Source organism: Burkholderia sp. SRS-W-2-2016, from assembly GCF_001931485.1.
Taxonomy (GTDB): domain Bacteria; phylum Pseudomonadota; class Gammaproteobacteria; order Burkholderiales; family Burkholderiaceae; genus Paraburkholderia.
This window is the reverse complement of sequence record NZ_MSDV01000050.1, coordinates 98,835-124,771: the sequence shown is the minus strand read 5'-3', so window position 1 is coordinate 124,771 and position 25,937 is coordinate 98,835. Positions and strand designations below refer to the sequence as shown.

Here is a 25,937-nt window from a genome sequence, read left to right as displayed (position 1 = left end):
ACTACTGGAGAGAAGCGATGAAAGCTTTGCTCGATCTATTCAAGCAAGTCCAACAACCTGAAGTTTTTGATGCGATCAAGATCGGTCTGGCTTCGCCGGACAAGATCCGTTCGTGGTCGTTCGGTGAAGTGAAGAAGCCGGAAACCATCAACTACCGGACGTTCAAGCCGGAGCGTGATGGTCTGTTCTGCGCGAAGATCTTCGGGCCGATCAAGGACTACGAATGCCTGTGCGGTAAGTACAAGCGTCTGAAGCACCGCGGCGTGATCTGCGAGAAGTGCGGCGTCGAAGTGACGCTCGCGAAGGTCCGCCGTGAGCGCATGGGCCACATCGAGCTCGCCTCGCCGGTCGCGCACATCTGGTTCCTGAAGTCGCTGCCGTCGCGTTTGGGCATGGTGCTCGACATGACGCTGCGCGACATCGAGCGCGTGCTGTACTTCGAGGCATACGTGGTGATCGATCCGGGCATGACGCCGCTGAAAGCGCGGCAGATCATGACCGAAGAGGATTACTACAACAAGGTCGAGGAATACGGCGACGAATTCCGTGCCGAAATGGGCGCGGAAGGTATTCGCGAACTGCTGCGCGCGATCAACATCGACGAGCAGGTCGAACTGCTGCGCACGGAACTGAAGAACACCGGTTCGGAAGCGAAGATCAAGAAGTACGCGAAGCGCCTGAAGGTGCTCGAGGCATTCCAGCGTTCGGGCATCAAGCCGGACTGGATGGTTCTCGAGGTGCTGCCGGTGCTGCCGCCGGAACTGCGTCCGCTGGTGCCGCTCGACGGCGGCCGTTTCGCGACGTCGGACCTGAACGACCTGTATCGCCGTGTGATCAACCGTAACAACCGGTTGAAGCGTCTGCTCGAGCTGAAGGCGCCTGAAATCATCGTCCGCAACGAAAAGCGGATGCTGCAGGAAGCCGTCGACTCGCTGCTCGACAACGGCCGTCGCGGTAAGGCGATGACCGGCGCGAACAAGCGTCCGCTGAAGTCGCTCGCCGACATGATCAAGGGTAAGGGCGGTCGTTTCCGTCAGAACCTGTTGGGTAAGCGCGTCGACTACTCGGGCCGTTCGGTGATCGTGGTCGGCCCGACGCTGAAGCTGCATCAGTGCGGTCTGCCGAAGCTGATGGCGCTCGAGCTGTTCAAGCCGTTCATCTTCAACAAGCTCGAAGTGATGGGTGTCGCTACCACCATCAAGGCTGCGAAGAAGGAAGTCGAGAACCAGACCGCGGTGGTGTGGGACATCCTCGAAGAGGTGATCCGCGAACATCCGGTCATGCTGAACCGTGCGCCGACGCTGCACCGTCTCGGTATCCAGGCTTTCGAGCCGGTGCTGATCGAAGGTAAGGCAATCCAGCTGCACCCGCTCGTTTGCGCGGCGTTCAACGCCGACTTCGACGGTGACCAGATGGCTGTTCACGTGCCGCTGTCGCTCGAAGCGCAGATGGAAGCGCGCACGCTGATGCTGGCGTCGAACAACGTGCTGTTCCCGGCGAACGGCGATCCGTCGATCGTGCCGTCGCAGGATATCGTGCTCGGCCTGTACTACGCGACCCGCGAAGCAGTGAACGGCAAGGGCGAAGGCCTGACGTTCACGGGCGTGTCGGAAGTGCTGCGCGCGTACGAGAACAAGGAAGTCGAGCTGGCCTCGCGCGTCAACGTGCGGATCACCGAAATGGTCCACAACGAAGACAAGTCGGAAGGCGCGCCGGCGTTCGTGCCGAAGATCTCACTGTACGCAACCACGGTTGGCCGCTCGATCCTGTCGGAAATTCTGCCGCCGGGGCTGCCGTTCTCGGTGCTGAACAAGCCGCTGAAGAAGAAGGAAATCTCGCGTCTGATCAACACCGCGTTCCGCAAGTGCGGTCTGCGTGAGACGGTGATTTTCGCCGACCAGCTGATGCAGTCGGGCTTCCGCCTGGCAACCCGCGCTGGTATCTCGATCTGCGTCGACGACATGCTCGTGCCGCCGCAGAAGGAAACCATCGTCGGCGACGCCGCGAAGAAGGTGAAGGAATACGACCGTCAGTACATGTCGGGTCTCGTCACCGCGCAGGAACGCTACAACAACGTGGTCGACATCTGGTCGGCGACGTCGGAAGCGGTCGGCAAGGCGATGATGGAGCAGCTGTCGACGGAGCCGGTCACGGACCGCGACGGCAACCAGACGCGTCAGGAGTCGTTCAACTCCATCTACATGATGGCCGACTCGGGTGCACGTGGTTCCGCAGTTCAGATCCGTCAGCTGGCCGGTATGCGCGGCCTGATGGCGAAGCCGGACGGCTCGATCATCGAGACGCCGATTACGGCGAACTTCCGCGAAGGTCTGAACGTGTTGCAGTACTTCATCTCGACCCACGGTGCACGTAAGGGTCTGGCTGATACGGCACTGAAGACCGCGAACTCGGGTTACCTGACCCGTCGTCTGGTCGACGTGACGCAGGATCTGGTCGTCGTCGAAGATGATTGCGGCACGTCGAATGGCGTGGCGATGAAGGCGTTGGTCGAAGGCGGTGAAGTCGTCGAAGCGCTGCGTGACCGGATTCTGGGTCGCGTGGCCGTGGCTGATGTCGTCAACCCGGAATCGCAGGAAACGCTGTTCGAAGCGGGCACGCTGCTCGACGAAGACGCGGTCGAAGACATCGAACGCCTCGGTATCGACGAAGTGCGCGTGCGCACGCCGCTGACCTGCGAAACGCGCTACGGTCTGTGCGCGGCCTGCTACGGTCGCGACCTCGGCCGCGGCTCGCTGGTGAACGTCGGCGAAGCAGTCGGCGTGATCGCGGCGCAGTCGATCGGTGAACCGGGCACGCAGCTGACGATGCGTACGTTCCACATCGGTGGTGCGGCATCGCGTGCGGCAGTGGCCTCGTCGGTCGAAGCGAAGTCGAACGGTACGGTGCGTTTCACGTCGACGATGCGTTACGTGACGAATGCGAAGGGCGAGCAGATCGTCATCTCGCGTTCGGGCGAAGCGATGATCACCGACGATCACGGCCGCGAGCGCGAGCGTCACAAGGTGCCGTACGGCGCGACGCTGCTGCAGCTCGACGGTGCGCAGATCAAGGCCGGTACGCAACTGGCCACGTGGGATCCGATGACGCGTCCGATCATCACCGAGTACGGCGGTACGGTGAAGTTCGAAAACGTCGAGGAAGGCGTGACCGTTGCGAAGCAGATCGACGATGTGACGGGTCTGTCCACGCTGGTCGTGATCGACGTGAAGCGTCGTGGTTCGCAAGCGTCGAAGACGGTGCGTCCGCAGGTCAAGCTGCTCGATGCGAACGGCGAAGAAGTCAAGATCCCGAACACCGAGCACTCGGTGCAGATCGGCTTCCAGGTCGGCGCTCTGATCACCGTGAAGGACGGTCAGCAAGTGCAGGTCGGTGAAGTGCTCGCACGTATCCCGACCGAATCGCAGAAGACGCGTGACATTACCGGCGGTCTGCCGCGGGTGGCGGAACTGTTCGAAGCACGTTCGCCGAAGGACGCGGGTATCCTGGCGGAAGTCACGGGTACGACGTCGTTCGGTAAGGACACGAAGGGCAAGCAGCGTCTCGTTATCACGGACCTCGAGGGCAACCAGCACGAGTTCCTGATCGCGAAGGAAAAGCAGGTTCTGGTGCACGATGGTCAGGTCGTCAACAAGGGCGAAATGATCGTCGACGGACCGGCGGATCCGCACGACATCCTGCGTCTGCAGGGCGTCGAGGCGCTGTCGCGCTACATCGTGGACGAAGTGCAGGACGTGTACCGTCTGCAGGGCGTGAAGATCAACGACAAGCACATCGAAGTGATCGTGCGTCAGATGCTGCGCCGCGTGCAGATTTCGGACAACGGCGATACGCGCTTCATCCCGGGCGAACAGGTCGAGCGGTCGGATATGCTCGACGAGAACGACCGTATGATCGCGGAAGACAAGCGTCCGTCCACGTACGAAAACGTGCTGCTCGGTATCACGAAGGCGTCGCTGTCGACCGATTCGTTCATCTCCGCGGCGTCGTTCCAGGAAACGACCCGCGTGCTGACCGAAGCGGCGATCATGGGCAAGCGCGACGATCTGCGTGGCCTGAAGGAAAACGTGATCGTCGGCCGTCTGATTCCGGCCGGTACGGGTCTCGCGTTCCACAAGGCGCGCAAGAGCAAGGAAATGGCCGACCGCGAGCGTTTCGATCAGATCGCAGCGGAAGAGTCGTTCGAATTCGGTACGCCGGAAACCCCGGCTGCCGAACAGCAGCACTCGGGCGAATAAGTCCAGAGGCGGCGCAAGCCGCCTCGGCTTAACCGCCTCGCAAAGCCGCCCGGTTTCGACTGGGCGGCTTTTTTTATGCGCGCTTTTTGCCGCTCCGCAACGCTGTGGCGCGCCGGCGACGCCCCAAGCGCTCTAGTCCGGATGGCTAACGTTGTCGCAAAGCGAAGGCGCAAAGCAAATGCGTTGGTAAAATTCGTGTCACTGCCTTAAAGCCGCGTCTGTCGCCGCCTCTCAAATTCATGTCCCGTCCGCTCGAAATCCTCAACGAAGTCTTCGGTTATCCCGCGTTCAGAGGGCAGCAGGGCGAAATTGTCGAGCACGTCGCCGACGGCGGCGATTGCCTCGTGTTGATGCCAACCGGCGGCGGCAAATCGCTGTGCTATCAGATTCCGTCGCTGGTGCGGCGCGAACGCGGCTTCGGTGCCGGCATCGTCGTGTCGCCGCTGATCGCGCTGATGCAGGACCAGGTGGCCGCGCTGACCGAAGTCGGCGTGCGCGCCGCGTATCTGAACTCGACGCTGTCGAGCGCGGAAGCGATGGCCACCGAGCGCGCGCTGCGCGACGGCGACATCGATCTGCTGTACGTCGCGCCCGAGCGACTGATGACGCCGCGTTTCCAGGAGCTGCTCGAACGCACCCGCATCGGCCTGTTCGCGATCGACGAAGCGCACTGCGTGTCGCAATGGGGGCACGATTTCCGCCCCGAATACATCCAGCTGTCGGTGCTGCACGAGCGCTTTCCGAACGTGCCGCGGATCGCACTCACGGCGACCGCGGACGCGATCACGCGCGACGAAATCATCCAACGTCTCGCGCTCGAAGACGCGCGCGTGTTCGTGTCGAGCTTCGACCGGCCGAACATCCGCTACCGGATCGCCGAAAAGGACAATGCGCGCGCGCAGCTGCTCGACTTCATCCGCGCCGAGCATACGAGGCCGGACGGCACGACCGACGCCGGCGTCGTCTATTGCCTGTCGCGCCGTAAGGTCGAGGAAACGGCCGAGTGGCTGAAGGAAAAGGGCATGCGCGCGCTGCCTTATCACGCCGGAATGGAGTTCGAGGTGCGTCAGAAGCACCAGGAGATGTTCCAGCGCGAGGAAGGCATCGTCATGTGCGCGACGATCGCGTTCGGCATGGGGATCGACAAGCCGGACGTGCGCTTCGTCGCGCACCTGGATCTGCCGAAGAGCGTCGAAGGCTACTACCAGGAAACCGGCCGCGCGGGGCGCGACGGGATGCCGTCGAACGCGTGGATGGCCTATGGGCTCGGCGACGTCGTGCAGCAGCGCAAGATGATCGACGAGTCCGAAGCTGACGAAGCGCACAAGCGCGTGCAGACCGGCAAGCTCGACGCGCTGCTGGGGCTGTGCGAAACGGCGACCTGCCGGCGCGTGCGTCTGCTCGCCTATTTCGGCGAGAGCAGCCAGCCGTGCGGCAACTGCGACAACTGCCTCGAACCGCCGCCCACGTGGGACGCGACGCGCGAGGCGCAGATGGCGTTGTCGTGCGTGTTCCGCGCGCAGCGGGCGAGCGGCTTTCACTTCGGCGCCGGTCATCTGATCGACATCCTGCGGGGCAACCGCAGCGAAAAGATCCTGCAGCGCGGCCACGAGAAGCTCACTACCTTCGGAATTGGCGCGGCGCTCGGCGAGGCGGAGTGGCGCGCGGTGTTCCGTCAGCTCGTCGCGTTCGGCTATCTGACCGTCGACCACGAGGGCTTCGGCTCGCTGGTGCTGACCGAGGCGAGCAAGCCGGTGCTCAAAGGCGAGCAGCAGGTCACAATGCGCCGCTATGTGAAGCCGACCCGCACGCGCCAGTCGTCCGGCCGCACCAGCGAGCGCGCCGATCCGACGATCGGCATGGGTCCGCGCGAGCGCGCTCGCTGGGAGCGGCTGCGTATGTGGCGCACTGAAACCGCAAAGAGCGACGGCGTGCCTGCCTACGTGATCTTCCACGATGCGACGCTGGCGGAAATTGCCCGTCTCGGCCCCGATTCGATCGAGGATCTGCGCGGCGTGCCGGGCATGGGCGCGCGTAAACTTGACCGTTTCGGCTACGAACTCCTCCACGTCGTAGCCGCTGACTGACCTCTCCGCGTCTGTCCGAGCCAATCGACAGGGGTGCGAAACATCGCAACCTGTTGACTCCCTTAGTATTTTCGGAATATTATGCTAGGTTCCGGTTCTTGGAATGCCTGCGCGCGGGTTTACTTCGCGTGTGAGCAGACCGCCCGGAAGTTCGATGCGCAGGCGTTTCCGCTTTGCCCGGAAACAGATGCGTCGATTTTGTTCAATTTCAGGAATAAACAATGCCAACCATCAATCAACTGGTTCGCAAAGGCCGCACGTCGGAAACGACGAAGAGCAAGAGCCCGGCTTTGCAGGACTGCCCCCAGCGTCGCGGCGTGTGCACCCGTGTGTACACCACGACGCCGAAGAAGCCGAACTCGGCACTCCGTAAGGTTGCAAAGGTTCGTCTGACGAATGGCTTCGAAGTCATTTCGTACATCGGTGGTGAAGGCCACAACCTGCAGGAACACTCGGTCGTGCTGATTCGCGGCGGCCGTGTGAAGGACTTGCCGGGTGTGCGTTACCACATGGTTCGCGGCTCGCTGGATACCCAGGGCGTCAAGGATCGTAAGCAGGCTCGCTCGAAGTACGGCGCGAAGCGTGCCAAGGCTGGCAAGTAATTAGCCGGTCGGTCGTAGTTTCAGGTCGCCTGCAAAGGCGGTAATGGCGATGGTGCCGGAAGTGCCGGTGCTATCGAGTAAGTGGTCACCCGACCAGGCTGGTTAGTCTTACGGATGAATCGGGTTAGTTGGTGACCGCGGGGCCGTGAATGGCTCCAACTGAAAAAGTAAAGGAAGAAACATGCCGCGTCGTCGCGAAGTCCCCAAGCGGGAAGTGTTGCCGGATCCGAAGTTCGGTAACGTTGATGTTGCAAAGTTCATGAACGTGCTGATGCTCTCCGGCAAGAAGTCGGTTGCCGAGCGTATCGTGTACGGCGCTTTCGAACAGATCCAGACCAAGGGTGGCAAGGACCCGCTGGAAGTGTTCACGGTGGCGCTCAACAACGTCAAGCCGGTGGTCGAAGTGAAGAGCCGCCGCGTTGGTGGTGCGAACTATCAGGTTCCGGTCGAAGTGCGCCCGTCGCGTCGTATGGCATTGGCGATGCGTTGGCTGCGTGAAGCCGCGAAGAAGCGCAGCGAGAAGTCGATGGCTCTGCGTCTGGCAGGTGAACTCTCCGAAGCGGCCGAAGGCCGTGGCGGCGCGATGAAGAAGCGCGACGAAGTTCACCGGATGGCAGAAGCCAACAAGGCGTTCTCGCACTTCCGTTTCTAAGCTTCCCGACCCCGGGTTTAGCGGAAAAACGGAAAGAAATTCCGGGCGGGTGCGCTTTAAAAGCGCCTCGCCCGTTTGTGTTACAGCGCGATGGGTACATCTCGCATCGCGTTATCCCAATAGAGGATCAAAGTGGCTCGCAAGACTCCTATCGAGCGCTACCGTAACATCGGTATTAGCGCTCACATCGACGCCGGCAAAACGACGACGACCGAGCGCATTCTGTTCTACACCGGCGTGAACCACAAGATTGGTGAAGTTCACGACGGCGCTGCCACCATGGACTGGATGGAGCAGGAACAGGAACGCGGCATCACCATCACTTCCGCTGCTACGACGGCATTCTGGAAGGGTATGGCTGGCGACCGCGCCGAGCACCGCATCAACATCATCGACACCCCGGGCCACGTCGACTTCACGATCGAAGTCGAGCGCTCGATGCGCGTGCTCGACGGTGCATGCATGGTCTACTGCGCAGTGGGCGGCGTGCAGCCCCAGTCGGAAACCGTGTGGCGCCAGGCTAACAAGTACAAGGTTCCCCGTCTCGCGTTCATCAACAAGATGGACCGTACCGGCGCGAACTTCTTCAAGGTTTACGACCAGCTCAAGCTGCGTCTGAAGGCGAACCCGGTTCCCGTCGTCGTGCCGATCGGCGCGGAAGAGAACTTCACGGGCGTCGTCGACCTGCTGAAGATGAAGGCGATCATTTGGGACGACGCGTCCCAGGGTACCAAGTTCTCGTACGAAGACATCCCGGCGGAACTCGTCGACTCGTGCAACGAATGGCGCGAGAAGATGGTCGAAGCCGCGGCTGAATCGAGCGAAGACTTGATGAACAAGTACCTCGAAGAAGGCGAGCTGACGGAAGCGGAAATCATCAAGGGTCTGCGCGACCGTACGATCGCTTGCGAAATCCAGCCGATGCTGTGCGGCACCGCGTTCAAGAACAAGGGCGTGCAGCGCATGCTGGACGCTGTTCTGGACTTCCTGCCGTCGCCGATCGACATTCCCCCGGTTACGGGCGAACTCGAAAACGGTGAGAAGGGCGAGCGTCGTGCATCCGACGACGAAAAGTTCTCGGCACTGGCATTCAAGATCATGACCGACCCGTTCGTCGGCCAGCTGATCTTCTTCCGTGTGTACTCGGGCGTCGTCAATTCGGGCGACACGGTGCTGAACGCGACCAAGGACAAGAAGGAACGTCTCGGCCGTATTCTGCAGATGCACGCGAACCAGCGCGAAGAAATCAAGGAAGTGCGCGCGGGCGACATCGCTGCGGCAGTGGGCCTGAAGGAAGCAACCACGGGCGACACGCTGTGCGATCCGCAAAACCCGATCGTGCTCGAACGCATGATTTTCCCGGAGCCGGTGATCTCGCAGGCTGTTGAGCCGAAGACGAAGCCCGACCAGGAAAAGATGGGTCTGGCGCTGAACCGTCTGGCACAGGAAGATCCGTCGTTCCGCGTTCAAACGGACGAAGAATCGGGCCAAACCATCATTTCGGGCATGGGCGAGCTCCACCTCGAAATTCTGGTTGACCGTATGCGTCGCGAATTCGGCGTGGAAGCAACGGTCGGCAAGCCGCAGGTTGCTTACCGCGAAACGATTCGTGGCAAGGCGGAAGACGTCGACGGCAAGTTCGTCAAGCAGTCGGGTGGTCGCGGCCAGTACGGTCACGCGGTCATTACGCTCGAGCCGAACGAGCAGGGCAAGGGCTACGAGTTCATCGACGAGATCAAGGGCGGTGTGATTCCGCGTGAATACATCCCGGCAGTCGACAAGGGTATCCAGGAAACGCTGAAGGCTGGCGTGCTGGCAGGCTTCCCGGTCGTTGACGTGAAGGTTCACCTGACGTTCGGTTCGTACCACGACGTTGACTCGAACGAAAACGCGTTCCGCATGGCCGGTTCGATGGCGTTCAAGGAAGCAATGCGCAAGGCGCAGCCGGTCATCCTCGAGCCGATGATGGCTGTGGAAGTCGAAACGCCGGAAGACTACATGGGCAACGTGATGGGCGACCTGTCGGGCCGTCGCGGTATCGTGCAGGGCATGGACGACATGGTTGGCGGCGGCAAGATCGTTCGCGCCGAAGTGCCGCTGTCGGAAATGTTCGGCTACTCGACCTCGCTGCGTTCGCTGACCCAGGGTCGCGCCACGTACACGATGGAGTTCAAGCACTACGCTGAAGCTCCGCGCAACGTGTCGGAAGCGATCATCAACGCGAAGTCGAAGTAAGCGCGCGGCAACGTCATTCAACGATTAACTTTCTGAAAGAAGAGAAACATGGCTAAAGGTAAATTCGAACGGACCAAGCCGCACGTGAACGTGGGCACGATCGGTCACGTTGACCACGGCAAGACCACGCTGACGGCAGCGATCACGACGGTTCTGACGCAGAAGTTCGGCGGCGAAGCGAAGGCATACGACCAGATCGACGCGGCGCCGGAAGAAAAGGCGCGTGGTATTACGATCAACACCGCGCACGTCGAGTACGAAACGGCTAACCGCCACTACGCACACGTTGACTGCCCGGGCCACGCCGACTACGTGAAGAACATGATCACGGGTGCAGCGCAGATGGACGGCGCAATCCTGGTGTGCTCGGCAGCAGACGGCCCGATGCCGCAAACGCGTGAGCACATCCTGCTGGCGCGTCAGGTTGGCGTTCCGTACATCATCGTGTTCCTGAACAAGTGCGACATGGTGGACGACGCTGAACTGCTGGAGCTGGTCGAGATGGAAGTTCGCGAACTTCTGTCGAAGTACGACTTCCCGGGCGACGACACGCCGATCATCAAGGGTTCGGCCAAGCTGGCGCTGGAAGGCGACAAGGGCGAGCTGGGCGAAGTGGCGATCATGAACCTGGCCGACGCGCTGGACACGTACATCCCGACGCCGGAACGCGCGATTGACGGTTCGTTCCTGATGCCGGTTGAAGACGTGTTCTCGATCTCGGGTCGCGGCACGGTGGTGACGGGTCGCGTTGAGCGCGGCATCATCAAGGTCGGCGAAGAAATCGAAATCGTCGGTATCAAGGCGACGGTGAAGACGACCTGCACGGGCGTGGAAATGTTCCGCAAGCTGCTCGACCAGGGTCAGGCAGGCGACAACGTCGGTATCCTGCTGCGCGGTACGAAGCGTGAAGACGTGGAGCGTGGCCAGGTTCTGGCGAAGCCGGGTTCGATCAACCCGCACACGCACTTCACGGCTGAAGTGTACGTGCTGAGCAAGGACGAAGGCGGCCGCCACACGCCGTTCTTCAACAACTACCGTCCGCAGTTCTACTTCCGTACGACGGACGTGACGGGCTCGATCGAGCTGCCGAAGGACAAGGAAATGGTGATGCCGGGCGACAACGTGTCGATCACGGTGAAGCTGATCAACCCGATCGCGATGGAAGAAGGTCTGCGCTTCGCAATCCGCGAAGGCGGCCGTACGGTCGGCGCTGGTGTCGTCGCCAAGATCATCGAGTAAAATCGAGGATTGCTGTAGCAGTATGCAGTGCCCGGGTCCGGGCACTCGCTCTCCGCGAGCGCCCGGACCTACGTTCTTTTACTAATCGGCGGTGCAATATCGCCTCGCTCTTTTCAAGGAATTCGTCATGCAGAACCAGAAAATCCGCATTCGCCTGAAGGCTTTCGACTATCGCCTGATCGACCAATCGGCTGCTGAAATCGTCGACACGGCAAAGCGGACTGGCGCAATCGTTCGTGGTCCGGTGCCGCTGCCGACCCGCATCCAGCGCTTCGACATCCTGCGTTCGCCGCACGTCAACAAGACCTCGCGCGACCAGCTCGAAATCCGTACGCACCTGCGCCTGATGGACATCGTCGACCCGACGGACAAGACCGTCGACGCGCTGATGAAGCTCGATCTGCCGGCTGGCGTGGACGTCGAAATCAAGCTGCAATAAGGCTTTCAGGCCTTGTCCGGTAAGCCGGACAGCGCTAAGTCATTGATTGCTTGCAGAAAACGAGAGGCCTTGCTACAATGGCGGGCTTTTCGCGCATTTGCGCAAAAAAGTCGGCGTGCTGCAGCATGATTTCATGCCCGAAACGGCGCCGGCATTTTGTAAATTAGCCCCGACCAATCGCAGTCGGGAATGGAGAAAACGATGAGCCTTGGACTCGTAGGTCGCAAGGTTGGCATGACCCGTATCTTCACGGCTGAAGGGGATTCGATTCCCGTCACCGTGCTGGACGTGTCCGACAACCGCGTGACGCAGATCAAGACTGTTGAAACCGACGGCTACACGGCCGTGCAGGTTGCTTTCGGTACGCGCCGTGCATCGCGCGTGACGAAGCCGTTGGCAGGTCATCTCGCCAAAGCTGGCGTTCAAGCCGGTGAAATCCTCAAAGAATTCAAGATCGATGCCGCCAAGGCTGCCGAGCTGTCGAACGGCACCGTGGTTGGTACCGACCTGTTCGAAGTGGGCCAGAAGGTCGACGTGCAAGGCGTGTCGATCGGTAAGGGCTACGCCGGTACCATCAAGCGTTACAACTTCTCGTCCGGCCGTGCAACGCACGGTAACTCGCGCTCGCACAACGTGCCGGGCTCGATCGGTATGGCGCAGGATCCGGGTCGCGTGTTCCCGGGTAAGCGCATGACCGGTCACATGGGTGACGAGAATGTAACGGTGCAAAACCTCGAAATCGCTCGTATCGACGCTGACCGCAATCTGCTGCTGGTCAAGGGCGCCGTTCCGGGTGCGAAGGGTGGCAAGGTATTCGTTACGCCGGCCGTGAAGACGCGTGCCGTGAAAGGAGCGAAATAATGGAACTTAAGCTCCTGAATGCCAATGGTCAGGAAGGTGCAGGCGTTAGCGCGTCGGACGTCGTGTTCGGCCGCGATTACAACGAAGCCCTGATTCACCAGGTTGTGGTTGCGTACCAGGCGAATGCCCGTAGCGGCAACCGCGCGCAGAAGGATCGTGAGCAGGTCAAGCACACGACCAAGAAGCCGTGGCGCCAGAAGGGTACGGGCCGTGCCCGTGCCGGTATGTCGTCGAGCCCGCTGTGGCGCGGCGGTGGCCGGATCTTCCCGAATTCGCCGGAAGAAAACTTTTCGCACAAGGTCAACAAGAAGATGCATCGCGCAGGTCTCTGCTCGATCTTCTCGCAGCTGGCCCGCGAAGGCCGCATCTCGGTGGTCGACGAGCTGACGCTCGAAGCGCCGAAGACCAAGCTGCTGGCCGAAAAATTCAAGGCGATGGGTCTCGATTCCGTGCTGGTGATCACCGACACGGTTGACGAAAACCTGTACCTCGCGTCGCGCAACCTCGCCCACGTGGCGGTTGTCGAGCCGCGTTACGCCGACCCGCTGTCGCTGATCTACTTCAAGAAAGTGCTGATCACGAAGGCTGCGGTCGCCCAGATCGAGGAGTTGCTGTCATGAGCGAGATTCGCAAGAACGATCATCGTTTGATGCAGGTCCTGCTCGCGCCGGTGGTCTCCGAGAAGGCGACGCTGGTTGCCGACAAGAACGAGCAGGTTGTGTTCGAAGTCGCGCCGGATGCCACGAAGCAGGAAGTTAAGGCTGCAGTCGAGCTGCTGTTCAAGGTGGAAGTCGATTCCGTCAACGTGCTGGTTGCGAAGGGCAAAGCCAAGCGCTTTGGTCGCTTCATGGGCAAGCGCAAGGACGTGAAGAAGGCGTACGTCTGCCTGAAGCCCGGCCAGGAAATCAACTTTGAAGCGGAGGCCAAGTAATCATGGCAATCGTGAAAGTTAAGCCGACTTCGCCGGGCCGCCGCGCGATGGTCAAGGTGGTCAACAAGGATCTGCACAAGGGCAAGCCGTTCGCGGCACTGCTCGACTCGCAGTCGACGACCGCCGGCCGTAACAACAACGGCCACATCACCACGCGTCACAAGGGTGGTGGTCACAAGCATCACTATCGTGTCGTCGACTTCCGTCGCACGAAAGATGGTATTCCGGCAAAGGTCGAGCGTCTCGAGTACGACCCGAACCGTAGCGCGAACATCGCGCTGGTTCTGTACGCAGACGGCGAGCGTCGTTACATCATCGCTCCGAAGGGTGTCGTTGTCGGTCAGCAACTGATGTCGGGTTCGGAAGCTCCGATCCGCGCAGGTAACGCGCTGCCGATTCGTAACATTCCGGTCGGTACAACGATTCACTGCATCGAAATGCTGCCGGGCAAGGGCGCGCAAATGGCGCGTTCGGCTGGTACGTCGGCAATGCTGCTGGCTCGCGAAGGCGTCTACGCGCAGGTTCGTCTGCGTTCGGGCGAAATCCGCCGCGTTCACGTTGAGTGCCGCGCGACGATCGGTGAAGTGGGCAATGAAGAGCACAGCCTCCGTCAGATCGGTAAGGCTGGTGCGAACCGCTGGCGCGGCATCCGCCCGACGGTGCGTGGCGTTGCAATGAACCCGGTCGACCACCCGCACGGTGGTGGCGAAGGCAAGACTGCGGCTGGTCGCGATCCGGTGAGCCCGTGGGGCACGCCGGCGAAGGGCTATCGCACCCGCAGCAACAAGCGCACGACGAGCATGATCGTCCAGCGCCGTCACAAGCGTTAAGGAGTAGGCAATGGCACGTTCTATTAAGAAAGGTCCGTTCTGCGACGCCCATTTGCTGAAGAAGGTTGAGGCGGCTGCAGCATCGCGTGACAAGAAACCGATCAAGACCTGGTCGCGTCGCTCGACGATCCTGCCGGACTTCATCGGCCTGACGATCGCCGTTCACAACGGCCGTCAACACGTTCCGGTGTATGTCACGGAAAACATGGTCGGCCACAAGCTTGGCGAGTTCGCACTGACCCGTACGTTCAAGGGTCACGCGGCCGACAAGAAGGCCAAGAAATAAGGGGTATCAAGATGGAAGTGAAAGCAATTCATCGCGGTGCCCGCATCTCGGCGCAGAAAACGCGCCTTGTGGCTGACCAGATCCGCGGTTTGCCGGTCGACAAGGCGCTGAACGTTCTGACGTTCTCGCCGAAGAAGGCTGCGGGAATCGTGAAAAAGGTCGTGCTGTCGGCGATCGCGAATGCGGAGCACAACGAGGGTGCTGATATCGACGAGCTCAAGATCACGAGCATCTACGTCGACAAGGCAGCGTCGCTCAAGCGTTTTACCGCGCGCGCTAAAGGCCGTGGTAACCGCATCGAGAAGCAATCCTGTCACATCACTGTGACGGTCGGGAATTAAGGGGTCATACGATGGGACAGAAAATTCATCCGACTGGCTTCCGTTTGGCCGTCAGCCGCAATTGGGCGTCGCGTTGGTACGCGAACAACAACAATTTCGCGGCGATGTTGCAGGAAGACATCGGTGTTCGTGAATACCTGAAGAAGAAGCTGAAGAACGCGTCCGTCGGCCGCGTGGTGATTGAGCGTCCTGCAAAGAACGCACGTATCACTATTTTCAGCTCGCGTCCGGGTGTCGTGATCGGCAAGAAGGGCGAAGACATCGAACTGCTGAAGTCCGAGCTGCAAAAGCGCATGGGCGTTCCGGTTCACGTCAACATCGAAGAAATTCGCAAGCCGGAAACCGATGCGCAGCTGATCGCTGATTCGATCACGCAGCAGCTCGAGCGCCGGATCATGTTCCGCCGCGCAATGAAGCGCGCGATGCAGAACGCGATGCGTCTGGGTGCTCAAGGCATCAAGATCATGAGCGCAGGCCGTCTGAACGGTATCGAAATCGCTCGTACGGAATGGTATCGCGAAGGTCGCGTGCCGCTTCATACGCTGCGTGCTGATATCGACTACGCGACGTCGGAAGCAAAGACGACGTACGGCATCATCGGCGTGAAGGTGTGGGTCTACAAGGGCGACACGCTCGGCCGCAACGACGCACCGGTGGTCGAAGAAGTCGCCGAAGAAAAGCGTCCGCGCCGCAACGCACGTCCGGGTGGCGATCGCCGTCCGCGTCGTGATGGTGAAGGTGGTGGCCCGGCAGGTGCACGCCGTGGCGCTCCTCGTCGTGCTGGCGGTGCCGGCGGCGACGGGAAGACTGGAGAATAACGATGCTGCAACCGAAACGCAGAAAGTATCGCAAAGAGCAGAAAGGTCGTAACACCGGCGTAGCTACCCGCGGCAACGCGGTGTCGTTCGGTGAATTCGGTCTGAAGGCTGTCGGTCGTGGTCGCCTGACGGCGCGCCAGATTGAAGCGGCGCGTCGTGCAATGACGCGTCACATCAAGCGTGGTGGCCGCATCTGGATCCGTATCTTCCCGGACAAGCCGATCTCGACGAAGCCGGCGGAAGTGCGTATGGGTAACGGTAAGGGTAACCCGGAGTACTACGTCGCTGAGATTCAACCGGGCAAGATGCTGTACGAAATGGACGGCGTAACCGAAGAACTGGCGCGCGAAGCGTTCCGTCTGGCTGCAGCCAAGCTGCCGCTGAAGACGACGTTTATCGTGCGTCAGCTCGGCGCCTAAGGAGCAAATGATGAAGGCTTCCGAACTTCACCAGAAAGACCAGGCCGCGCTCAACAAGGAGCTGTCGGACCTGCTGAAGGCGCAATTCGGCCTGCGCATGCAACTCGCGACCCAGCAGCTCACGAACACGAGCCAGCTGAAGAAGGTCCGTCGCGACATCGCACGTGTGCGGACCGTCCTGACTGAGAAGGCGAACCAGAAATGAACGATAGCGTAAAAACCTCGCTCAAGCGGACGCTGGTCGGCAAGGTCGTCAGCAACAAGATGGACAAGACGGTTACCGTGCTGGTCGAGCACCGCGTCAAGCACCCGATCTACGGCAAGTACGTTGTGCGTTCGAAGAAGTACCACGCGCACGACGATGCGAACACGTACAACGAGGGCGACCTCGTTGAAATCCAGGAAACTCGTCCGATTTCGAAGACGAAAGCTTGGGTTGTGGCTCGCCTGATCGAGGCCGCTCGCGTCATCTAAGGTCGCGAAGTAGTAGAAGTAGTTGAAATCGCAGTAGATTTCGCTTGCAAGACCGAGATTATTTGTTATAATCTCGGTCTTCCCTCTTTATGGGAGCCCCGTCGCGGGCGAAGTTGGTGGGGGAAGCGGTTCGGGCGCCAGCCTGTACCGAAGGATTCACCGGATTGCGATGGCGGGTTTCGTTTGCCGTCGCTGCTGTTCTAACCCAAGCAGCCGATCGGCTGACGGGACCAAGACTGACCGGGAAGCACCATGGTGGTGTGACCGGATTAAGTTGGGAAAGATAAACCATGATCCAGACCGAAACTCGGCTTGAAGTAGCCGACAACACGGGTGCACGCGAAGTCATGTGCATCAAGGTGCTCGGCGGCTCGAAGCGTCGTTATGCCAGCATTGGCGACATCATCAAGGTGACTGTCAAAGAGGCAACGCCGCGCGGGCGCGTGAAGAAAGGCGAAATCTACAACGCCGTGGTGGTTCGCACTGCCAAGGGTGTGCGCCGTCAGGACGGCTCGCTGATCAAGTTCGACGGCAATGCAGCTGTGCTGCTCAATGCCAAGCTCGAACCGATCGGCACCCGTATTTTCGGGCCTGTCACGCGCGAGTTGCGTAGCGAACGATTCATGAAGATCGTTTCGCTGGCGCCAGAAGTGCTGTAAGGAGTCGCGATGAACAAGATTCGCAAGGGTGACGAAGTTGTCGTCATCACCGGCAAAGATAAGGGCAAGCGTGGTGTCGTGCTGGCCGTCCATGGCGAAACGGTGACTGTCGAGGGCATCAACCTCGTCAAGAAACACGTCAAGCCGAACCCGATGAAGGGTACGACGGGCGGCGTGGAAGCCAAGACGATGCCGCTGCAAATTTCGAACGTCGCATTGGTCGACGCGAATGGCAAGCCATCGCGTGTAGGCATCAAGGTCGAAGGAGACAAGAAAGTCCGTTTCCTTAAGACGACCGGTGCCGTGCTGAGCGCCTGACGCTGCGGAGTAAAAAATGGCTCGTTTGCAAGAGTTTTACAAAGAAAAGGTTGTACCCGGCCTCATCGAGAAGTTCGGTTACAAGTCCGTGATGGAAGTGCCGCGCATCACCAAGATCACCCTGAACATGGGTCTTGGCGAAGCGGTTGCTGACAAGAAGATCATCGAAAACGCCGTTGGCGATCTGACGAAGATCGCAGGTCAGAAGCCGGTGATCACGAAGGCACGCAAGGCAATTGCTGGCTTCAAGATCCGTCAAGGCTATCCGATCGGTGCAATGGTCACCCTGCGTGGCCAGGCTATGTACGAATTCCTCGACCGTTTCGTGACGGTTGCGCTCCCGCGGGTGCGTGACTTCCGTGGCGTTTCGGGCAAGGCGTTCGACGGTCGCGGCAACTACAACATCGGTGTGAAAGAGCAGATCATTTTCCCCGAAATCGATTACGACAAGATCGACGCACTGCGTGGGCTGAATATCAGCATCACGACGACTGCGAAGACCGACGACGAAGCAAAGGCTCTGCTCGCCAGCTTCAAGTTCCCGTTCAGAAACTGAGGTTACCGTGGCTAAACTGGCACTGATCGAACGTGAAAAGAAGCGTGCTCGCCTCGCTGCTAAGTACGCTCCCAAGCGTGCTGAACTGAAGGCGATCATTGGTGATATGAGCAAGTCGGACGAAGAGCACTACGCCGCACGTCTGGAACTGCAACAACTGCCGCGTAACTCCAATCCGACCCGTAAGCGCAACCGTTGCGCAATTACCGGTCGTCCGCGCGGTACGTTCCGTAAATTCGGGCTGGCGCGTAACAAGATTCGTGAAATCGCGTTCCGCGGCGAGATCCCTGGCCTGACCAAGGCGAGCTGGTAATAGGAGAAACATAAATGAGCATGAGTGATCCTATCGCCGATATGCTGACTCGCATCCGCAATGCGCAGATGGTTGAGAAAGTTTCGGTGACTATGCCCTCGTCGAAAGTCAAGGTTGCGATTGCGCAGGTCCTGAAGGACGAAGGTTATATCGACGATTTCGCAGTGAAGTCTGAAGGTGCGAAGTCGGAATTGAACATCGTGTTGAAGTATTACGCTGGCCGTCCGGTTATCGAGCGCATCGAACGCGTCTCGAAGCCTGGTCTGCGTGTGTACCGCGGCCGTAACGACATTCCCGTGGTCATGAATGGCCTCGGCGTGGCAATCGTGTCGACGCCGAAGGGCGTGATGACCGACCGCAAGGCACGTGCAACGGGCGTTGGCGGCGAAGTCATCTGCTACGTCGCTTAAGGCCGAAAGGAGAGAAACATGTCTCGAGTAGGTAAAAGCCCGATCGCGCTGCAGGGCGCGGAAGTGGCCCTGAGCGGCGACAGCATCACGGTCAAGGGCCCGCTGGGTACGATTTCGCAGGCTGCTAACAGCCTCGTGAAAGTGGTGAACGACAACGGCACGCTGAAGTTTGAGCCGGTCGACGAAAGCCGCGAAGCGAATGCGATGTCGGGCACGATGCGCGCACTGGTTGCGAACATGGTGCACGGCGTGACGAAGGGTTTCGAGCGCAAGCTGACGCTGGTTGGCGTCGGTTACCGCGCACAGGCGCAAGGCGACAAGTTGAACCTGTCGCTGGGTTTCTCGCACCCGGTGGTGCACCAGATGCCGGAAGGCGTTAAGGCTGAAACCCCGTCGCAAACCGAAATTCTGATCAAGGGGATCAACAAGCAACAAGTCGGCCAAGTCGCGGCAGAAGTGCGCGGCTACCGTCCGCCGGAGCCCTACAAGGGCAAGGGCGTGCGTTACGCTGATGAGGTTGTGATCCTCAAAGAAACGAAGAAGAAGTAAGGGTGCGCAATCATGGATAAGACTCAATCTCGCCTGCGCCGCGCTCGTCAGACGCGTATCAAGATCGCTGAATTGCAGGTCGCGCGTCTCGCCGTGCATCGCACGAACACGCACATCTATGCGCAAGTGTTCTCGCCGTGCGGCACCAAGGTGCTGGCCAGCGCGTCGACGCTCGAAGCCGAAGTGCGTGCTCAACTGGCTGATCAATCGGGCAAGGGCGGCAACGTCGCTGCTGCGACCCTGATCGGCAAGCGCATTGCAGAAAAGGCTAAGGCTGCCGGCATCGAATCCGTCGCCTTCGACCGTTCGGGTTTCCGTTACCACGGCCGCGTGAAAGCGCTGGCTGATGCGGCGCGCGAAGCCGGACTCAAGTTCTAAGGGAAGAATTCGTCATGGCAAAGATGCAAGCTAAAGTTCAGGCTGACGAACGCGACGACGGCCTTCGTGAAAAGATGATCGCGGTCAACCGCGTGACCAAGGTCGTGAAGGGTGGCCGTATTCTCGGCTTCGCTGCACTGACCGTGGTCGGCGACGGTGATGGCCGCGTCGGTATGGGCAAGGGCAAGGCGAAGGAAGTGCCGGTTGCTGTCCAGAAGGCAATGGAGCAGGCTCGCCGCAACATGTTCAAGGTGCCGCTGAAGAACGGTACCCTGCAACACGAAGTGCACGGTAAGCACGGCGCATCCACGGTCCTCCTCGCTCCGGCGAAGGACGGTACCGGCGTGATCGCTGGCGGCCCGATGCGCGCAGTGTTCGACGTGATGGGCGTGCAGAACGTCGTGGCCAAGAGCCACGGTTCGACGAACCCGTACAACCTCGTTCGTGCGACGCTCGACGGCCTGCGCAAGCAGTCCACGCCGGCCGACATCGCTGCGAAGCGCGGCAAGTCCGTCGAAGAAATTCTGGGCTAAAGGTGGACACCATGTCTGATAAAACTGTCAAGATCCAGCTCGTCAAGAGCCTGATCGGCACCCGTGAATCGCACCGTGCAACGGTGCGTGGCCTGGGCCTGCGCCGACTCAACTCGGTTAGCGAGTTGCAGGACACGCCGGCTGTGCGCGGCATGATCAACAAGGTTTCGTACCTCGTTAAGGTCATCGGCTAAGCGGCTGACCAGGACTCAAGGAGTTGATAATGGAATTGAATAACCTGAAGCCGGCTGAAGGCGCGAAGCACGCAAAGCGTCGCGTTGGTCGCGGCATCGGCTCCGGCCTCGGCAAGACCGCTGGCCGTGGTCACAAGGGTCAGAAGTCGCGTTCGGGCGGCTTTCACAAGGTTGGCTTCGAAGGCGGTCAAATGCCGCTGCAACGTCGCCTGCCGAAGCGCGGCTTCACCTCGCTGACGAAGGAATTCGTCGGTGAAGTGCGTCTGTCGGATCTCGAGAAGCTGCCGGTCGACGAAATCGATCTGCTGGCTCTCAAGCAAGCCGGCCTGGTCGGCGAGCTGATCCGTAGCGCCAAGATCATCGCGACGGGCGAGCTCAAGCGCAAGGTCGTTGTGAAGGGTCTGGGTGCGACGAAGGGTGCACGCGCTGCTATCGAAGCAGCCGGTGGCTCTTTTGCCGAGTAACGCGCAAGTTATTTGCCGTCACTAGCATTTGCATCGGAGAAGGTACTTGGCTAACAGCCCGAGTCTCGCAAAACCCGGTCGCGGCGCGGCGAAGTTTGGCGATCTGCGTCGGCGTGCAGTGTTCCTGCTGCTGGCGCTGGTCGTCTACCGCATCGGCGCGCATATTCCGGTGCCGGGCATCGACCCGGACCAACTGGCAAAGTTGTTCCAAAGCCAGTCGGGCGGCATCCTTGGCATGTTCAACATGTTCTCGGGTGGCGCACTTTCGCGGTTCACGATTTTCGCGCTGGGCATCATGCCCTACATTTCGGCGTCGATCATCATGCAGTTGCTGGCGATCGTCTCGCCGCAACTCGAGGCGCTGAAGAAGGAAGGGCAGGCAGGTCAGCGGAAGATTACGCAGTACACGCGGATCTTCACGGTCGTGCTGGCGACGTTCCAGGCGTTCGGCATTGCCGTCGCGCTTGAGAATCAGCCGGGCCTTGTGATCGATCCGGGGATGGTATTCCGTTTGACGACGGTCGTGACGCTGGTGACCGGCACGATGTTCCTGATGTGGCTGGGTGAGCAGATCACGGAGCGCGGGCTCGGTAACGGTATCTCGATCATCATTTTCGGTGGTATTGCGGCGGGTTTCCCGAACGCAATCGGTGGTCTCTTTGAACTGGTGCGAACTGGCTCGATGAGCATCATCTCGGCGATTATTGTCGTCGCGCTGATTGCTGCTGTGACGTATCTGGTGGTGTTCATCGAACGCGGCCAGCGCAAGATTCTTGTGAACTACGCAAAGCGGCAGGTGGGCAACAAGATTTACGGCGGCCAGTCTTCGCATTTGCCGCTGAAGCTGAACATGTCGGGCGTGATTCCGCCGATCTTCGCATCGTCGATCATTCTCTTCCCGGCAACCATCCTGAACTGGTTTAGTTCGGGGTCGCGTACCAGCTGGTTCGCAGACACGTTGCACAACGTGGCCGAAGCCCTGAAGCCCGGTCAACCCGTGTACGTGTTGCTGTACGCGTTGGCGATCGTCTTCTTCTGCTTTTTCTACACCGCACTGGTGTTCAACAGCAGGGAAACGGCCGACAACCTGAAAAAGAGCGGCGCTTTCGTCCCTGGCATCCGCCCGGGCGATCAGACGGCGCGATATATTGACCGCATTCTCACGCGTCTGACGCTGGCCGGTGCGATCTACATCGTGTTCGTTTGCCTGCTGCCCGAATTTCTGGTGCTGCGCTGGAACGTGCCGTTTTATTTTGGTGGAACGTCGCTGCTGATCATTGTCGTCGTCACAATGGATTTCATGGCGCAGGTGCAGTCGTACGTTATGTCGCAACAGTATGAATCGCTGCTGAAGAAAGCTAATTTCAAAGGCGGCGGCGTCCCGATGCGCTGAAAGGACTTATGGCCAAAGACGATGTGATCCAGATGCAGGGCGAAGTAATTGAGAACCTGCCAAATGCTACCTTCAGGGTGAAGCTGGAAAACGGCCATGTCGTATTGGGACACATATCCGGCAAGATGCGGATGCACTACATCCGGATCCTGCCGGGCGACAAGGTGACGGTTGAATTGACGCCTTACGATCTGTCGCGTGCGCGGATCGTGTTCCGGGCGAAGTGATTTGAAAAAAGGGTAATATCATGAAAGTGATGGCATCGGTTAAGCGCATTTGCCGCAATTGCAAGATCATCAAGCGCAAGGGCGTTGTGCGCGTGATTTGCAGCTCTGATCCGCGCCACAAACAGCGTCAAGGCTGAACGCCGCGCTTTTGCTTGCGCTTTTTGTTTGAGGAAAAACAATGGCTCGTATCGCAGGGGTTAACATCCCGAATCACCAGCATACCGAAATCGGCCTGACGGCTATTTACGGTGTCGGCCGCACGCGCTCGCGCGACATTTGCGTCGCTGCTGGTGTGGCATTTTCGAAGAAGGTCAAAGACCTGACCGACGCAGACCTCGAAAAGCTGCGTGAAGAAGTCGGCAAGTTCATCGTTGAAGGCGATCTGCGCCGTGAAACGACGATGAACATTAAGCGCCTGATGGATCTCGGCTGCTATCGCGGCGTGCGGCATCGTAAGGGTCTGCCCCTGCGCGGCCAGCGCACGCGTACGAATGCTCGTACGCGCAAGGGTCCGCGTCGTGCAGCGCAGTCGCTGAAGAAGTAAGCGGAACTGACAGTTACAGGAAAACGTAATGGCTAAGGCTTCGAACAACTCCGCGGCGCAACGCGTTCGCAAGAAGGTCAAGAAGAACGTCGCCGAGGGCGTGGTTCACGTTCACGCGTCGTTCAACAACACCATCATCACGATCACCGACCGTCAAGGCAACGCGCTTGCTTGGGCAACGTCGGGTGGCCAGGGCTTCAAGGGTTCGCGTAAATCGACCCCGTTTGCAGCTCAGGTCGCAGCCGAATCGGCTGGCCGCGTGGCGATGGAATACGGCGTGAAGAACCTCGAAGTGCGGATCAAGGGCCCCGGTCCTGGCCGCGAATCGGCGGTGCGCGCGCTGCATGGTCTTGGCATCAAGATCACCGCGATCTCCGACGTGACGCCGGTCCCGCATAACGGCTGCCGTCCGCCGAAGCGTCGTCGTATCTAAGACGCCGGGTTTTTGCGAGCGCCTGTTGCCGCTTTGCGCGGCGGCAGGCTTCGCTCGTTATTGAATTGACTAAGCCCACCGTTCGACCCAAAGGGTTCGGACTAGCGCGAGTGTATGCATTCGCGTGATCAATCACAGAAGGAATTAACGTGGCACGTTATATCGGCCCTAAGGCCAAGCTGTCCCGCCGTGAAGGCACCGACCTGTTCCTGAAGAGCGCACGCCGCTCGCTCGCTGACAAGTGCAAGCTCGACAGCAAGCCGGGTCAGCACGGTCGCACTTCGGGCGCTCGTACGTCGGACTACGGTACGCAGCTGCGCGAAAAGCAAAAAGTTAAGCGTATCTACGGCGTGCTCGAGCGTCAGTTCCGCCGCTACTTCGCTGAAGCAGACCGCCTGAAGGGCAACACGGGTGAAAACCTGCTGCAACTGCTCGAGTCGCGTCTGGACAACGTCGTGTATCGCATGGGCTTCGGCTCGACGCGCGCTGAAGCACGTCAGCTCGTGAGCCACAAGGCGATCATGGTGAACGGCGTCGTGTCGAACATCCCGTCGATGCAAGTGAAGGCTGGCGACATCGTTGCCGTGCGCGAACAGAAGCGCAAGCAGGCTCGTATCGTCGAAGCCCTGTCGCTCGCTGAACAAGGCGGCATGCCGAGCTGGGTCGCGGTCGACGCGAAGAAGTTCGAAGGTACCTTTAAGCAGAAGCCGGAACGCAGCGACATCGCTGGCGATATCAACGAAAGCCTGATCGTCGAATTGTATTCGCGGTAATCGGATTGACGGCCGGGGCACCCGTTTGCGTTGAGCAAGGGGGCGTCTCGGCTGTTTTCTTTCAGGTTGTTACCGGTCAGCCTTATCGGTGTAACGAGCCGAGGGTATTGAAAAGGAAAACCTATGCAAACCAGTTTGTTGAAGCCCAAGATCATTGCAGTTGAATCGCTTGGCGAGAGCCACGCGAAAGTGGTCATGGAACCGTTTGAACGCGGTTACGGCCACACCTTGGGTAACGCGCTTCGGCGCGTGCTGCTGTCGTCGATGGTTGGCTATGCGCCGACCGAAGTGACGATCGCAGGCGTCGTGCACGAGTATTCGACGCTCGACGGTGTGCAAGAGGATGTGGTCAACCTGCTGTTGAACCTGAAGGGTGTCGTCTTCAAGCTGCATAACCGTGACGAAGTGACGGTTACGCTGCGCAAGGACGGCGAAGGCGTGGTCACCGCCGGCGATATCGAACTCGCACATGATTGCGAAGTCATCAACCCGGATCACGTGATTGCGCATCTGTCGAAGGGCGGCAAGCTCGACGTGCAGATCAAGGTCGAAAAGGGCCGCGGCTATGTGCCGGGCAACGTGCGTCGTTATGGCGAAGAGTCGGCCAAGATCATCGGCCGTATCGTGCTGGACGCGTCGTTCTCGCCGGTTCGTCGCGTGAGCTACGCGGTCGAAAGCGCTCGTGTCGAGCAGCGTACCGACCTCGACAAGCTCGTGATGAACATCGAAACCAACGGTGTGATTTCGCCGGAAGAGGCGATCCGTCAATCGGCGCGTATTCTGGTCGATCAGCTGTCGGTTTTCGCAGCACTGGAAGGCACGGAAGCAGCGGCAGAAGCACCGTCGCGCGCACCGCAGATCGATCCGATCCTTCTGCGTCCGGTGGACGATCTCGAACTGACGGTCCGTTCCGCGAACTGCCTGAAGGCCGAGAACATCTACTACATCGGCGACCTGATCCAGCGCACGGAAAACGAGCTGCTGAAGACGCCGAATCTGGGCCGCAAGTCGCTGAACGAAATCAAGGAAGTTCTGGCGTCGCGTGGTCTGACGCTCGGCATGAAGCTCGAAAACTGGCCGCCGGCTGGTCTCGACAAGTAATTCGGGTGTAACGCACCGTCGTATCGGCGTACTGTGTACTGGCAAAGACGCGGATTTTCCTTTAAAATCCGCGTCTTGTCTTTTTTCACTACCGGCCCGTGCGCTCCCTGCCCGTCAGGAACGAGCGCGATAGAAGAGCTGGACCAAAACTTTGAACCGAAGGAATTAACATGCGTCACCGTCATGGTCTGCGGAAACTGAACCGCACGAGCAGCCACCGTCTGGCAATGCTCCGTAACATGTCCAACTCGCTGATCGAGCACGAAGTCATCAAGACCACGCTGCCGAAGGCGAAAGAACTCCGTAAAGTCGTCGAGCCGCTGATCACGCTCGGCAAGAAGCCGTCGCTGGCAAACCGTCGTCTGGCGTTCAACCGCCTGCGCGATCGTGACTCGGTCACGAAGCTGTTCGACGTGCTCGGCCCGCGCTTCGCAAACCGTCCGGGTGGCTACCTGCGCATCCTGAAGTTCGGTTTCCGCGTCGGCGACAACGCACCGATGGCACTGGTCGAACTGCTCGACCGTCCGGAAGTTGAAGAAACGGAAGTGCAAGAAGCTGAATAAGCTTTTTAGCTTCGAGAAAAAGCCAGGCGCATCGCCTGGCTTTTTTGTTTTTGGGGCCG

The 25,937-nt window shown here is 59.8% G+C and carries 35 protein-coding genes; all 35 read left to right on the top strand.

Translation table 11 applies throughout. From position 1 onward, the window contains the following. Window positions 1-17: 17 nt before the first annotated feature. Window positions 18-4,256, top strand: a complete 4,239-nt coding sequence (gene rpoC, locus BTH42_RS21995; RefSeq protein WP_075303270.1) for a DNA-directed RNA polymerase subunit beta' — start codon at window positions 18-20, stop codon at window positions 4,254-4,256. Between the two features lie 239 nt (window positions 4,257-4,495). Beyond that, entirely contained in the window at window positions 4,496-6,343 is a 1,848-nt protein-coding gene (gene recQ, locus BTH42_RS21990) for a DNA helicase RecQ (protein ID WP_075303269.1), read from the top strand. 221 nt (window positions 6,344-6,564) lie between these two features. Then, complete coding sequence (rpsL, locus tag BTH42_RS21985) at window positions 6,565-6,945, top strand: 30S ribosomal protein S12 (protein WP_006053290.1); 381 nt, start codon at window positions 6,565-6,567, stop codon at window positions 6,943-6,945. A 181-nt stretch (window positions 6,946-7,126) separates the two neighbouring features. After that, complete coding sequence (gene rpsG / locus BTH42_RS21980; RefSeq protein WP_006053291.1) at window positions 7,127-7,597, top strand: 30S ribosomal protein S7; 471 nt, start codon at window positions 7,127-7,129, stop codon at window positions 7,595-7,597. Window positions 7,598-7,729: 132 nt separating this feature from the next. Next, a complete protein-coding gene (gene fusA / locus BTH42_RS21975; RefSeq protein ID WP_075303268.1) occupies window positions 7,730-9,832 on the top strand; it encodes an elongation factor G in 2,103 nt (700 codons plus the stop codon). A gap of 48 nt (window positions 9,833-9,880) precedes the next feature. Further along, window positions 9,881-11,071: an elongation factor Tu gene (gene tuf / locus BTH42_RS21970; RefSeq protein WP_075303267.1), complete on the top strand. Its 1,191-nt coding sequence runs from the start codon at window positions 9,881-9,883 to the stop codon at window positions 11,069-11,071. Window positions 11,072-11,198: 127 nt separating this feature from the next. After that, window positions 11,199-11,510 (top strand): 30S ribosomal protein S10, encoded by a 312-nt coding sequence (gene rpsJ / locus BTH42_RS21965; protein WP_017777154.1) that lies wholly within the window; start codon window positions 11,199-11,201, stop codon window positions 11,508-11,510. Window positions 11,511-11,711: 201 nt separating this feature from the next. Continuing rightward, the gene (rplC, locus tag BTH42_RS21960) at window positions 11,712-12,371 is read left to right on the top strand and encodes a 50S ribosomal protein L3 (protein ID WP_075303288.1); all 660 of its coding nucleotides are present in this window, start codon (window positions 11,712-11,714) and stop codon (window positions 12,369-12,371) included. Next, on the top strand, window positions 12,371-12,991 hold the full coding sequence (rplD, locus tag BTH42_RS21955) for a 50S ribosomal protein L4 (RefSeq protein WP_008923346.1): 621 nt from the start codon (window positions 12,371-12,373) through the stop codon (window positions 12,989-12,991). Before rplC ends, rplD begins: the two co-directional genes overlap by 1 nt. Further along, entirely contained in the window at window positions 12,988-13,302 is a 315-nt protein-coding gene (gene rplW, locus BTH42_RS21950; RefSeq protein WP_008923345.1) for a 50S ribosomal protein L23, read from the top strand. Before rplD ends, rplW begins: the two co-directional genes overlap by 4 nt. A 2-nt stretch (window positions 13,303-13,304) precedes the next feature. Continuing rightward, the gene (rplB, locus tag BTH42_RS21945; protein WP_075303266.1) at window positions 13,305-14,132 is read left to right on the top strand and encodes a 50S ribosomal protein L2; all 828 of its coding nucleotides are present in this window, start codon (window positions 13,305-13,307) and stop codon (window positions 14,130-14,132) included. Between the two features lie 10 nt (window positions 14,133-14,142). After that, entirely contained in the window at window positions 14,143-14,418 is a 276-nt protein-coding gene (gene rpsS, locus BTH42_RS21940) for a 30S ribosomal protein S19 (protein WP_006998484.1), read from the top strand. A gap of 11 nt (window positions 14,419-14,429) precedes the next feature. After that, window positions 14,430-14,759, top strand: a complete 330-nt coding sequence (gene rplV, locus BTH42_RS21935) for a 50S ribosomal protein L22 (protein WP_007730533.1) — start codon at window positions 14,430-14,432, stop codon at window positions 14,757-14,759. 11 nt (window positions 14,760-14,770) lie between these two features. Beyond that, window positions 14,771-15,577 (top strand): 30S ribosomal protein S3, encoded by an 807-nt coding sequence (rpsC, locus tag BTH42_RS21930; RefSeq protein WP_012434570.1) that lies wholly within the window; start codon window positions 14,771-14,773, stop codon window positions 15,575-15,577. Between the two features lie 2 nt (window positions 15,578-15,579). Beyond that, window positions 15,580-15,996, top strand: coding sequence for a 50S ribosomal protein L16 (rplP, locus tag BTH42_RS21925; RefSeq protein WP_008923342.1), 417 nt, complete (start codon window positions 15,580-15,582; stop codon window positions 15,994-15,996). A 10-nt stretch (window positions 15,997-16,006) separates the two neighbouring features. Beyond that, entirely contained in the window at window positions 16,007-16,201 is a 195-nt protein-coding gene (rpmC, locus tag BTH42_RS21920) for a 50S ribosomal protein L29 (protein WP_007180130.1), read from the top strand. Continuing rightward, on the top strand, window positions 16,198-16,470 hold the full coding sequence (gene rpsQ, locus BTH42_RS21915; protein WP_075303265.1) for a 30S ribosomal protein S17: 273 nt from the start codon (window positions 16,198-16,200) through the stop codon (window positions 16,468-16,470). The genes rpmC and rpsQ overlap by 4 nt, the downstream gene beginning before the upstream one ends. 290 nt (window positions 16,471-16,760) lie before the next feature. Then, window positions 16,761-17,129, top strand: coding sequence for a 50S ribosomal protein L14 (rplN, locus tag BTH42_RS21910; RefSeq protein ID WP_006052212.1), 369 nt, complete (start codon window positions 16,761-16,763; stop codon window positions 17,127-17,129). A 9-nt stretch (window positions 17,130-17,138) separates the two neighbouring features. Next, window positions 17,139-17,447 carry a 50S ribosomal protein L24 gene (gene rplX / locus BTH42_RS21905; RefSeq protein ID WP_075303264.1) on the top strand — a complete coding sequence of 103 codons (309 nt, stop codon included), beginning with the start codon at window positions 17,139-17,141 and terminating at the stop codon, window positions 17,445-17,447. 16 nt (window positions 17,448-17,463) lie between these two features. After that, complete coding sequence (gene rplE / locus BTH42_RS21900; RefSeq protein WP_008923339.1) at window positions 17,464-18,003, top strand: 50S ribosomal protein L5; 540 nt, start codon at window positions 17,464-17,466, stop codon at window positions 18,001-18,003. 7 nt (window positions 18,004-18,010) lie between these two features. Then, a complete protein-coding gene (rpsN, locus tag BTH42_RS21895) occupies window positions 18,011-18,316 on the top strand; it encodes a 30S ribosomal protein S14 (RefSeq protein ID WP_006052215.1) in 306 nt (101 codons plus the stop codon). A 14-nt stretch (window positions 18,317-18,330) separates the two neighbouring features. Then, a complete protein-coding gene (gene rpsH, locus BTH42_RS21890) occupies window positions 18,331-18,726 on the top strand; it encodes a 30S ribosomal protein S8 (RefSeq protein WP_006052216.1) in 396 nt (131 codons plus the stop codon). 18 nt (window positions 18,727-18,744) lie between these two features. Continuing rightward, window positions 18,745-19,275 carry a 50S ribosomal protein L6 gene (rplF, locus tag BTH42_RS21885; RefSeq protein ID WP_075303263.1) on the top strand — a complete coding sequence of 177 codons (531 nt, stop codon included), beginning with the start codon at window positions 18,745-18,747 and terminating at the stop codon, window positions 19,273-19,275. A 12-nt stretch (window positions 19,276-19,287) separates the two neighbouring features. Then, window positions 19,288-19,653, top strand: coding sequence for a 50S ribosomal protein L18 (gene rplR, locus BTH42_RS21880; RefSeq protein ID WP_008923336.1), 366 nt, complete (start codon window positions 19,288-19,290; stop codon window positions 19,651-19,653). 14 nt (window positions 19,654-19,667) lie between these two features. After that, window positions 19,668-20,186 carry a 30S ribosomal protein S5 gene (gene rpsE / locus BTH42_RS21875; protein ID WP_075303262.1) on the top strand — a complete coding sequence of 173 codons (519 nt, stop codon included), beginning with the start codon at window positions 19,668-19,670 and terminating at the stop codon, window positions 20,184-20,186. Window positions 20,187-20,197: 11 nt separating this feature from the next. Beyond that, window positions 20,198-20,380, top strand: coding sequence for a 50S ribosomal protein L30 (gene rpmD, locus BTH42_RS21870; RefSeq protein WP_075303287.1), 183 nt, complete (start codon window positions 20,198-20,200; stop codon window positions 20,378-20,380). A gap of 29 nt (window positions 20,381-20,409) precedes the next feature. Continuing rightward, window positions 20,410-20,844 (top strand): 50S ribosomal protein L15, encoded by a 435-nt coding sequence (gene rplO / locus BTH42_RS21865; RefSeq protein WP_075303261.1) that lies wholly within the window; start codon window positions 20,410-20,412, stop codon window positions 20,842-20,844. Window positions 20,845-20,890: 46 nt separating this feature from the next. After that, a complete protein-coding gene (gene secY, locus BTH42_RS21860) occupies window positions 20,891-22,237 on the top strand; it encodes a preprotein translocase subunit SecY (protein WP_075303260.1) in 1,347 nt (448 codons plus the stop codon). A gap of 8 nt (window positions 22,238-22,245) precedes the next feature. Continuing rightward, window positions 22,246-22,464, top strand: coding sequence for a translation initiation factor IF-1 (infA, locus tag BTH42_RS21855; protein WP_004521905.1), 219 nt, complete (start codon window positions 22,246-22,248; stop codon window positions 22,462-22,464). A 20-nt stretch (window positions 22,465-22,484) separates the two neighbouring features. Further along, entirely contained in the window at window positions 22,485-22,601 is a 117-nt protein-coding gene (gene rpmJ, locus BTH42_RS21850; protein ID WP_004199844.1) for a 50S ribosomal protein L36, read from the top strand. A 41-nt stretch (window positions 22,602-22,642) separates the two neighbouring features. Next, window positions 22,643-23,008 (top strand): 30S ribosomal protein S13, encoded by a 366-nt coding sequence (gene rpsM, locus BTH42_RS21845; protein WP_013589830.1) that lies wholly within the window; start codon window positions 22,643-22,645, stop codon window positions 23,006-23,008. 28 nt (window positions 23,009-23,036) lie between these two features. Further along, on the top strand, window positions 23,037-23,441 hold the full coding sequence (rpsK, locus tag BTH42_RS21840) for a 30S ribosomal protein S11 (protein WP_006052224.1): 405 nt from the start codon (window positions 23,037-23,039) through the stop codon (window positions 23,439-23,441). Window positions 23,442-23,590: 149 nt separating this feature from the next. Further along, window positions 23,591-24,214 carry a 30S ribosomal protein S4 gene (gene rpsD, locus BTH42_RS21835; protein ID WP_075303259.1) on the top strand — a complete coding sequence of 208 codons (624 nt, stop codon included), beginning with the start codon at window positions 23,591-23,593 and terminating at the stop codon, window positions 24,212-24,214. A gap of 123 nt (window positions 24,215-24,337) precedes the next feature. After that, on the top strand, window positions 24,338-25,315 hold the full coding sequence (rpoA, locus tag BTH42_RS21830; protein ID WP_075303258.1) for a DNA-directed RNA polymerase subunit alpha: 978 nt from the start codon (window positions 24,338-24,340) through the stop codon (window positions 25,313-25,315). A gap of 170 nt (window positions 25,316-25,485) precedes the next feature. Beyond that, complete coding sequence (gene rplQ, locus BTH42_RS21825) at window positions 25,486-25,878, top strand: 50S ribosomal protein L17 (protein ID WP_075303257.1); 393 nt, start codon at window positions 25,486-25,488, stop codon at window positions 25,876-25,878. Window positions 25,879-25,937 lie beyond the last annotated feature (59 nt).

What these genes read in the sequence shown, in the direction of transcription:
- rpoC (WP_075303270.1), top strand. Translation starts at nt 18, where the DNA reads ATGAAAGCTTTGCTCGATCTATTCAAGCAAGTCCAACAACCTGAAGTT.
- recQ (WP_075303269.1), top strand. Translation starts at nt 4,496, where the DNA reads ATGTCCCGTCCGCTCGAAATCCTCAACGAAGTCTTCGGTTATCCCGCG.
- rpsL (WP_006053290.1), top strand. Translation starts at nt 6,565, where the DNA reads ATGCCAACCATCAATCAACTGGTTCGCAAAGGCCGCACGTCGGAAACG.
- rpsG (WP_006053291.1), top strand. Translation starts at nt 7,127, where the DNA reads ATGCCGCGTCGTCGCGAAGTCCCCAAGCGGGAAGTGTTGCCGGATCCG.
- tuf (WP_075303267.1), top strand. Translation starts at nt 9,881, where the DNA reads ATGGCTAAAGGTAAATTCGAACGGACCAAGCCGCACGTGAACGTGGGC.
- rpsJ (WP_017777154.1), top strand. Translation starts at nt 11,199, where the DNA reads ATGCAGAACCAGAAAATCCGCATTCGCCTGAAGGCTTTCGACTATCGC.
- rplC (WP_075303288.1), top strand. Translation starts at nt 11,712, where the DNA reads ATGAGCCTTGGACTCGTAGGTCGCAAGGTTGGCATGACCCGTATCTTC.
- rplD (WP_008923346.1), top strand. Translation starts at nt 12,371, where the DNA reads ATGGAACTTAAGCTCCTGAATGCCAATGGTCAGGAAGGTGCAGGCGTT.
- rplW (WP_008923345.1), top strand. Translation starts at nt 12,988, where the DNA reads ATGAGCGAGATTCGCAAGAACGATCATCGTTTGATGCAGGTCCTGCTC.
- rplB (WP_075303266.1), top strand. Translation starts at nt 13,305, where the DNA reads ATGGCAATCGTGAAAGTTAAGCCGACTTCGCCGGGCCGCCGCGCGATG.
- rpsS (WP_006998484.1), top strand. Translation starts at nt 14,143, where the DNA reads ATGGCACGTTCTATTAAGAAAGGTCCGTTCTGCGACGCCCATTTGCTG.
- rplV (WP_007730533.1), top strand. Translation starts at nt 14,430, where the DNA reads ATGGAAGTGAAAGCAATTCATCGCGGTGCCCGCATCTCGGCGCAGAAA.
- rpsC (WP_012434570.1), top strand. Translation starts at nt 14,771, where the DNA reads ATGGGACAGAAAATTCATCCGACTGGCTTCCGTTTGGCCGTCAGCCGC.
- rplP (WP_008923342.1), top strand. Translation starts at nt 15,580, where the DNA reads ATGCTGCAACCGAAACGCAGAAAGTATCGCAAAGAGCAGAAAGGTCGT.
- rpmC (WP_007180130.1), top strand. Translation starts at nt 16,007, where the DNA reads ATGAAGGCTTCCGAACTTCACCAGAAAGACCAGGCCGCGCTCAACAAG.
- rpsQ (WP_075303265.1), top strand. Translation starts at nt 16,198, where the DNA reads ATGAACGATAGCGTAAAAACCTCGCTCAAGCGGACGCTGGTCGGCAAG.
- rplN (WP_006052212.1), top strand. Translation starts at nt 16,761, where the DNA reads ATGATCCAGACCGAAACTCGGCTTGAAGTAGCCGACAACACGGGTGCA.
- rplX (WP_075303264.1), top strand. Translation starts at nt 17,139, where the DNA reads ATGAACAAGATTCGCAAGGGTGACGAAGTTGTCGTCATCACCGGCAAA.
- rplE (WP_008923339.1), top strand. Translation starts at nt 17,464, where the DNA reads ATGGCTCGTTTGCAAGAGTTTTACAAAGAAAAGGTTGTACCCGGCCTC.
- rpsH (WP_006052216.1), top strand. Translation starts at nt 18,331, where the DNA reads ATGAGCATGAGTGATCCTATCGCCGATATGCTGACTCGCATCCGCAAT.
- rplF (WP_075303263.1), top strand. Translation starts at nt 18,745, where the DNA reads ATGTCTCGAGTAGGTAAAAGCCCGATCGCGCTGCAGGGCGCGGAAGTG.
- rplR (WP_008923336.1), top strand. Translation starts at nt 19,288, where the DNA reads ATGGATAAGACTCAATCTCGCCTGCGCCGCGCTCGTCAGACGCGTATC.
- rpsE (WP_075303262.1), top strand. Translation starts at nt 19,668, where the DNA reads ATGGCAAAGATGCAAGCTAAAGTTCAGGCTGACGAACGCGACGACGGC.
- rpmD (WP_075303287.1), top strand. Translation starts at nt 20,198, where the DNA reads ATGTCTGATAAAACTGTCAAGATCCAGCTCGTCAAGAGCCTGATCGGC.
- rplO (WP_075303261.1), top strand. Translation starts at nt 20,410, where the DNA reads ATGGAATTGAATAACCTGAAGCCGGCTGAAGGCGCGAAGCACGCAAAG.
- infA (WP_004521905.1), top strand. Translation starts at nt 22,246, where the DNA reads ATGGCCAAAGACGATGTGATCCAGATGCAGGGCGAAGTAATTGAGAAC.
- rpmJ (WP_004199844.1), top strand. Translation starts at nt 22,485, where the DNA reads ATGAAAGTGATGGCATCGGTTAAGCGCATTTGCCGCAATTGCAAGATC.
- rpsM (WP_013589830.1), top strand. Translation starts at nt 22,643, where the DNA reads ATGGCTCGTATCGCAGGGGTTAACATCCCGAATCACCAGCATACCGAA.
- rpsK (WP_006052224.1), top strand. Translation starts at nt 23,037, where the DNA reads ATGGCTAAGGCTTCGAACAACTCCGCGGCGCAACGCGTTCGCAAGAAG.
- rpoA (WP_075303258.1), top strand. Translation starts at nt 24,338, where the DNA reads ATGCAAACCAGTTTGTTGAAGCCCAAGATCATTGCAGTTGAATCGCTT.
- rplQ (WP_075303257.1), top strand. Translation starts at nt 25,486, where the DNA reads ATGCGTCACCGTCATGGTCTGCGGAAACTGAACCGCACGAGCAGCCAC.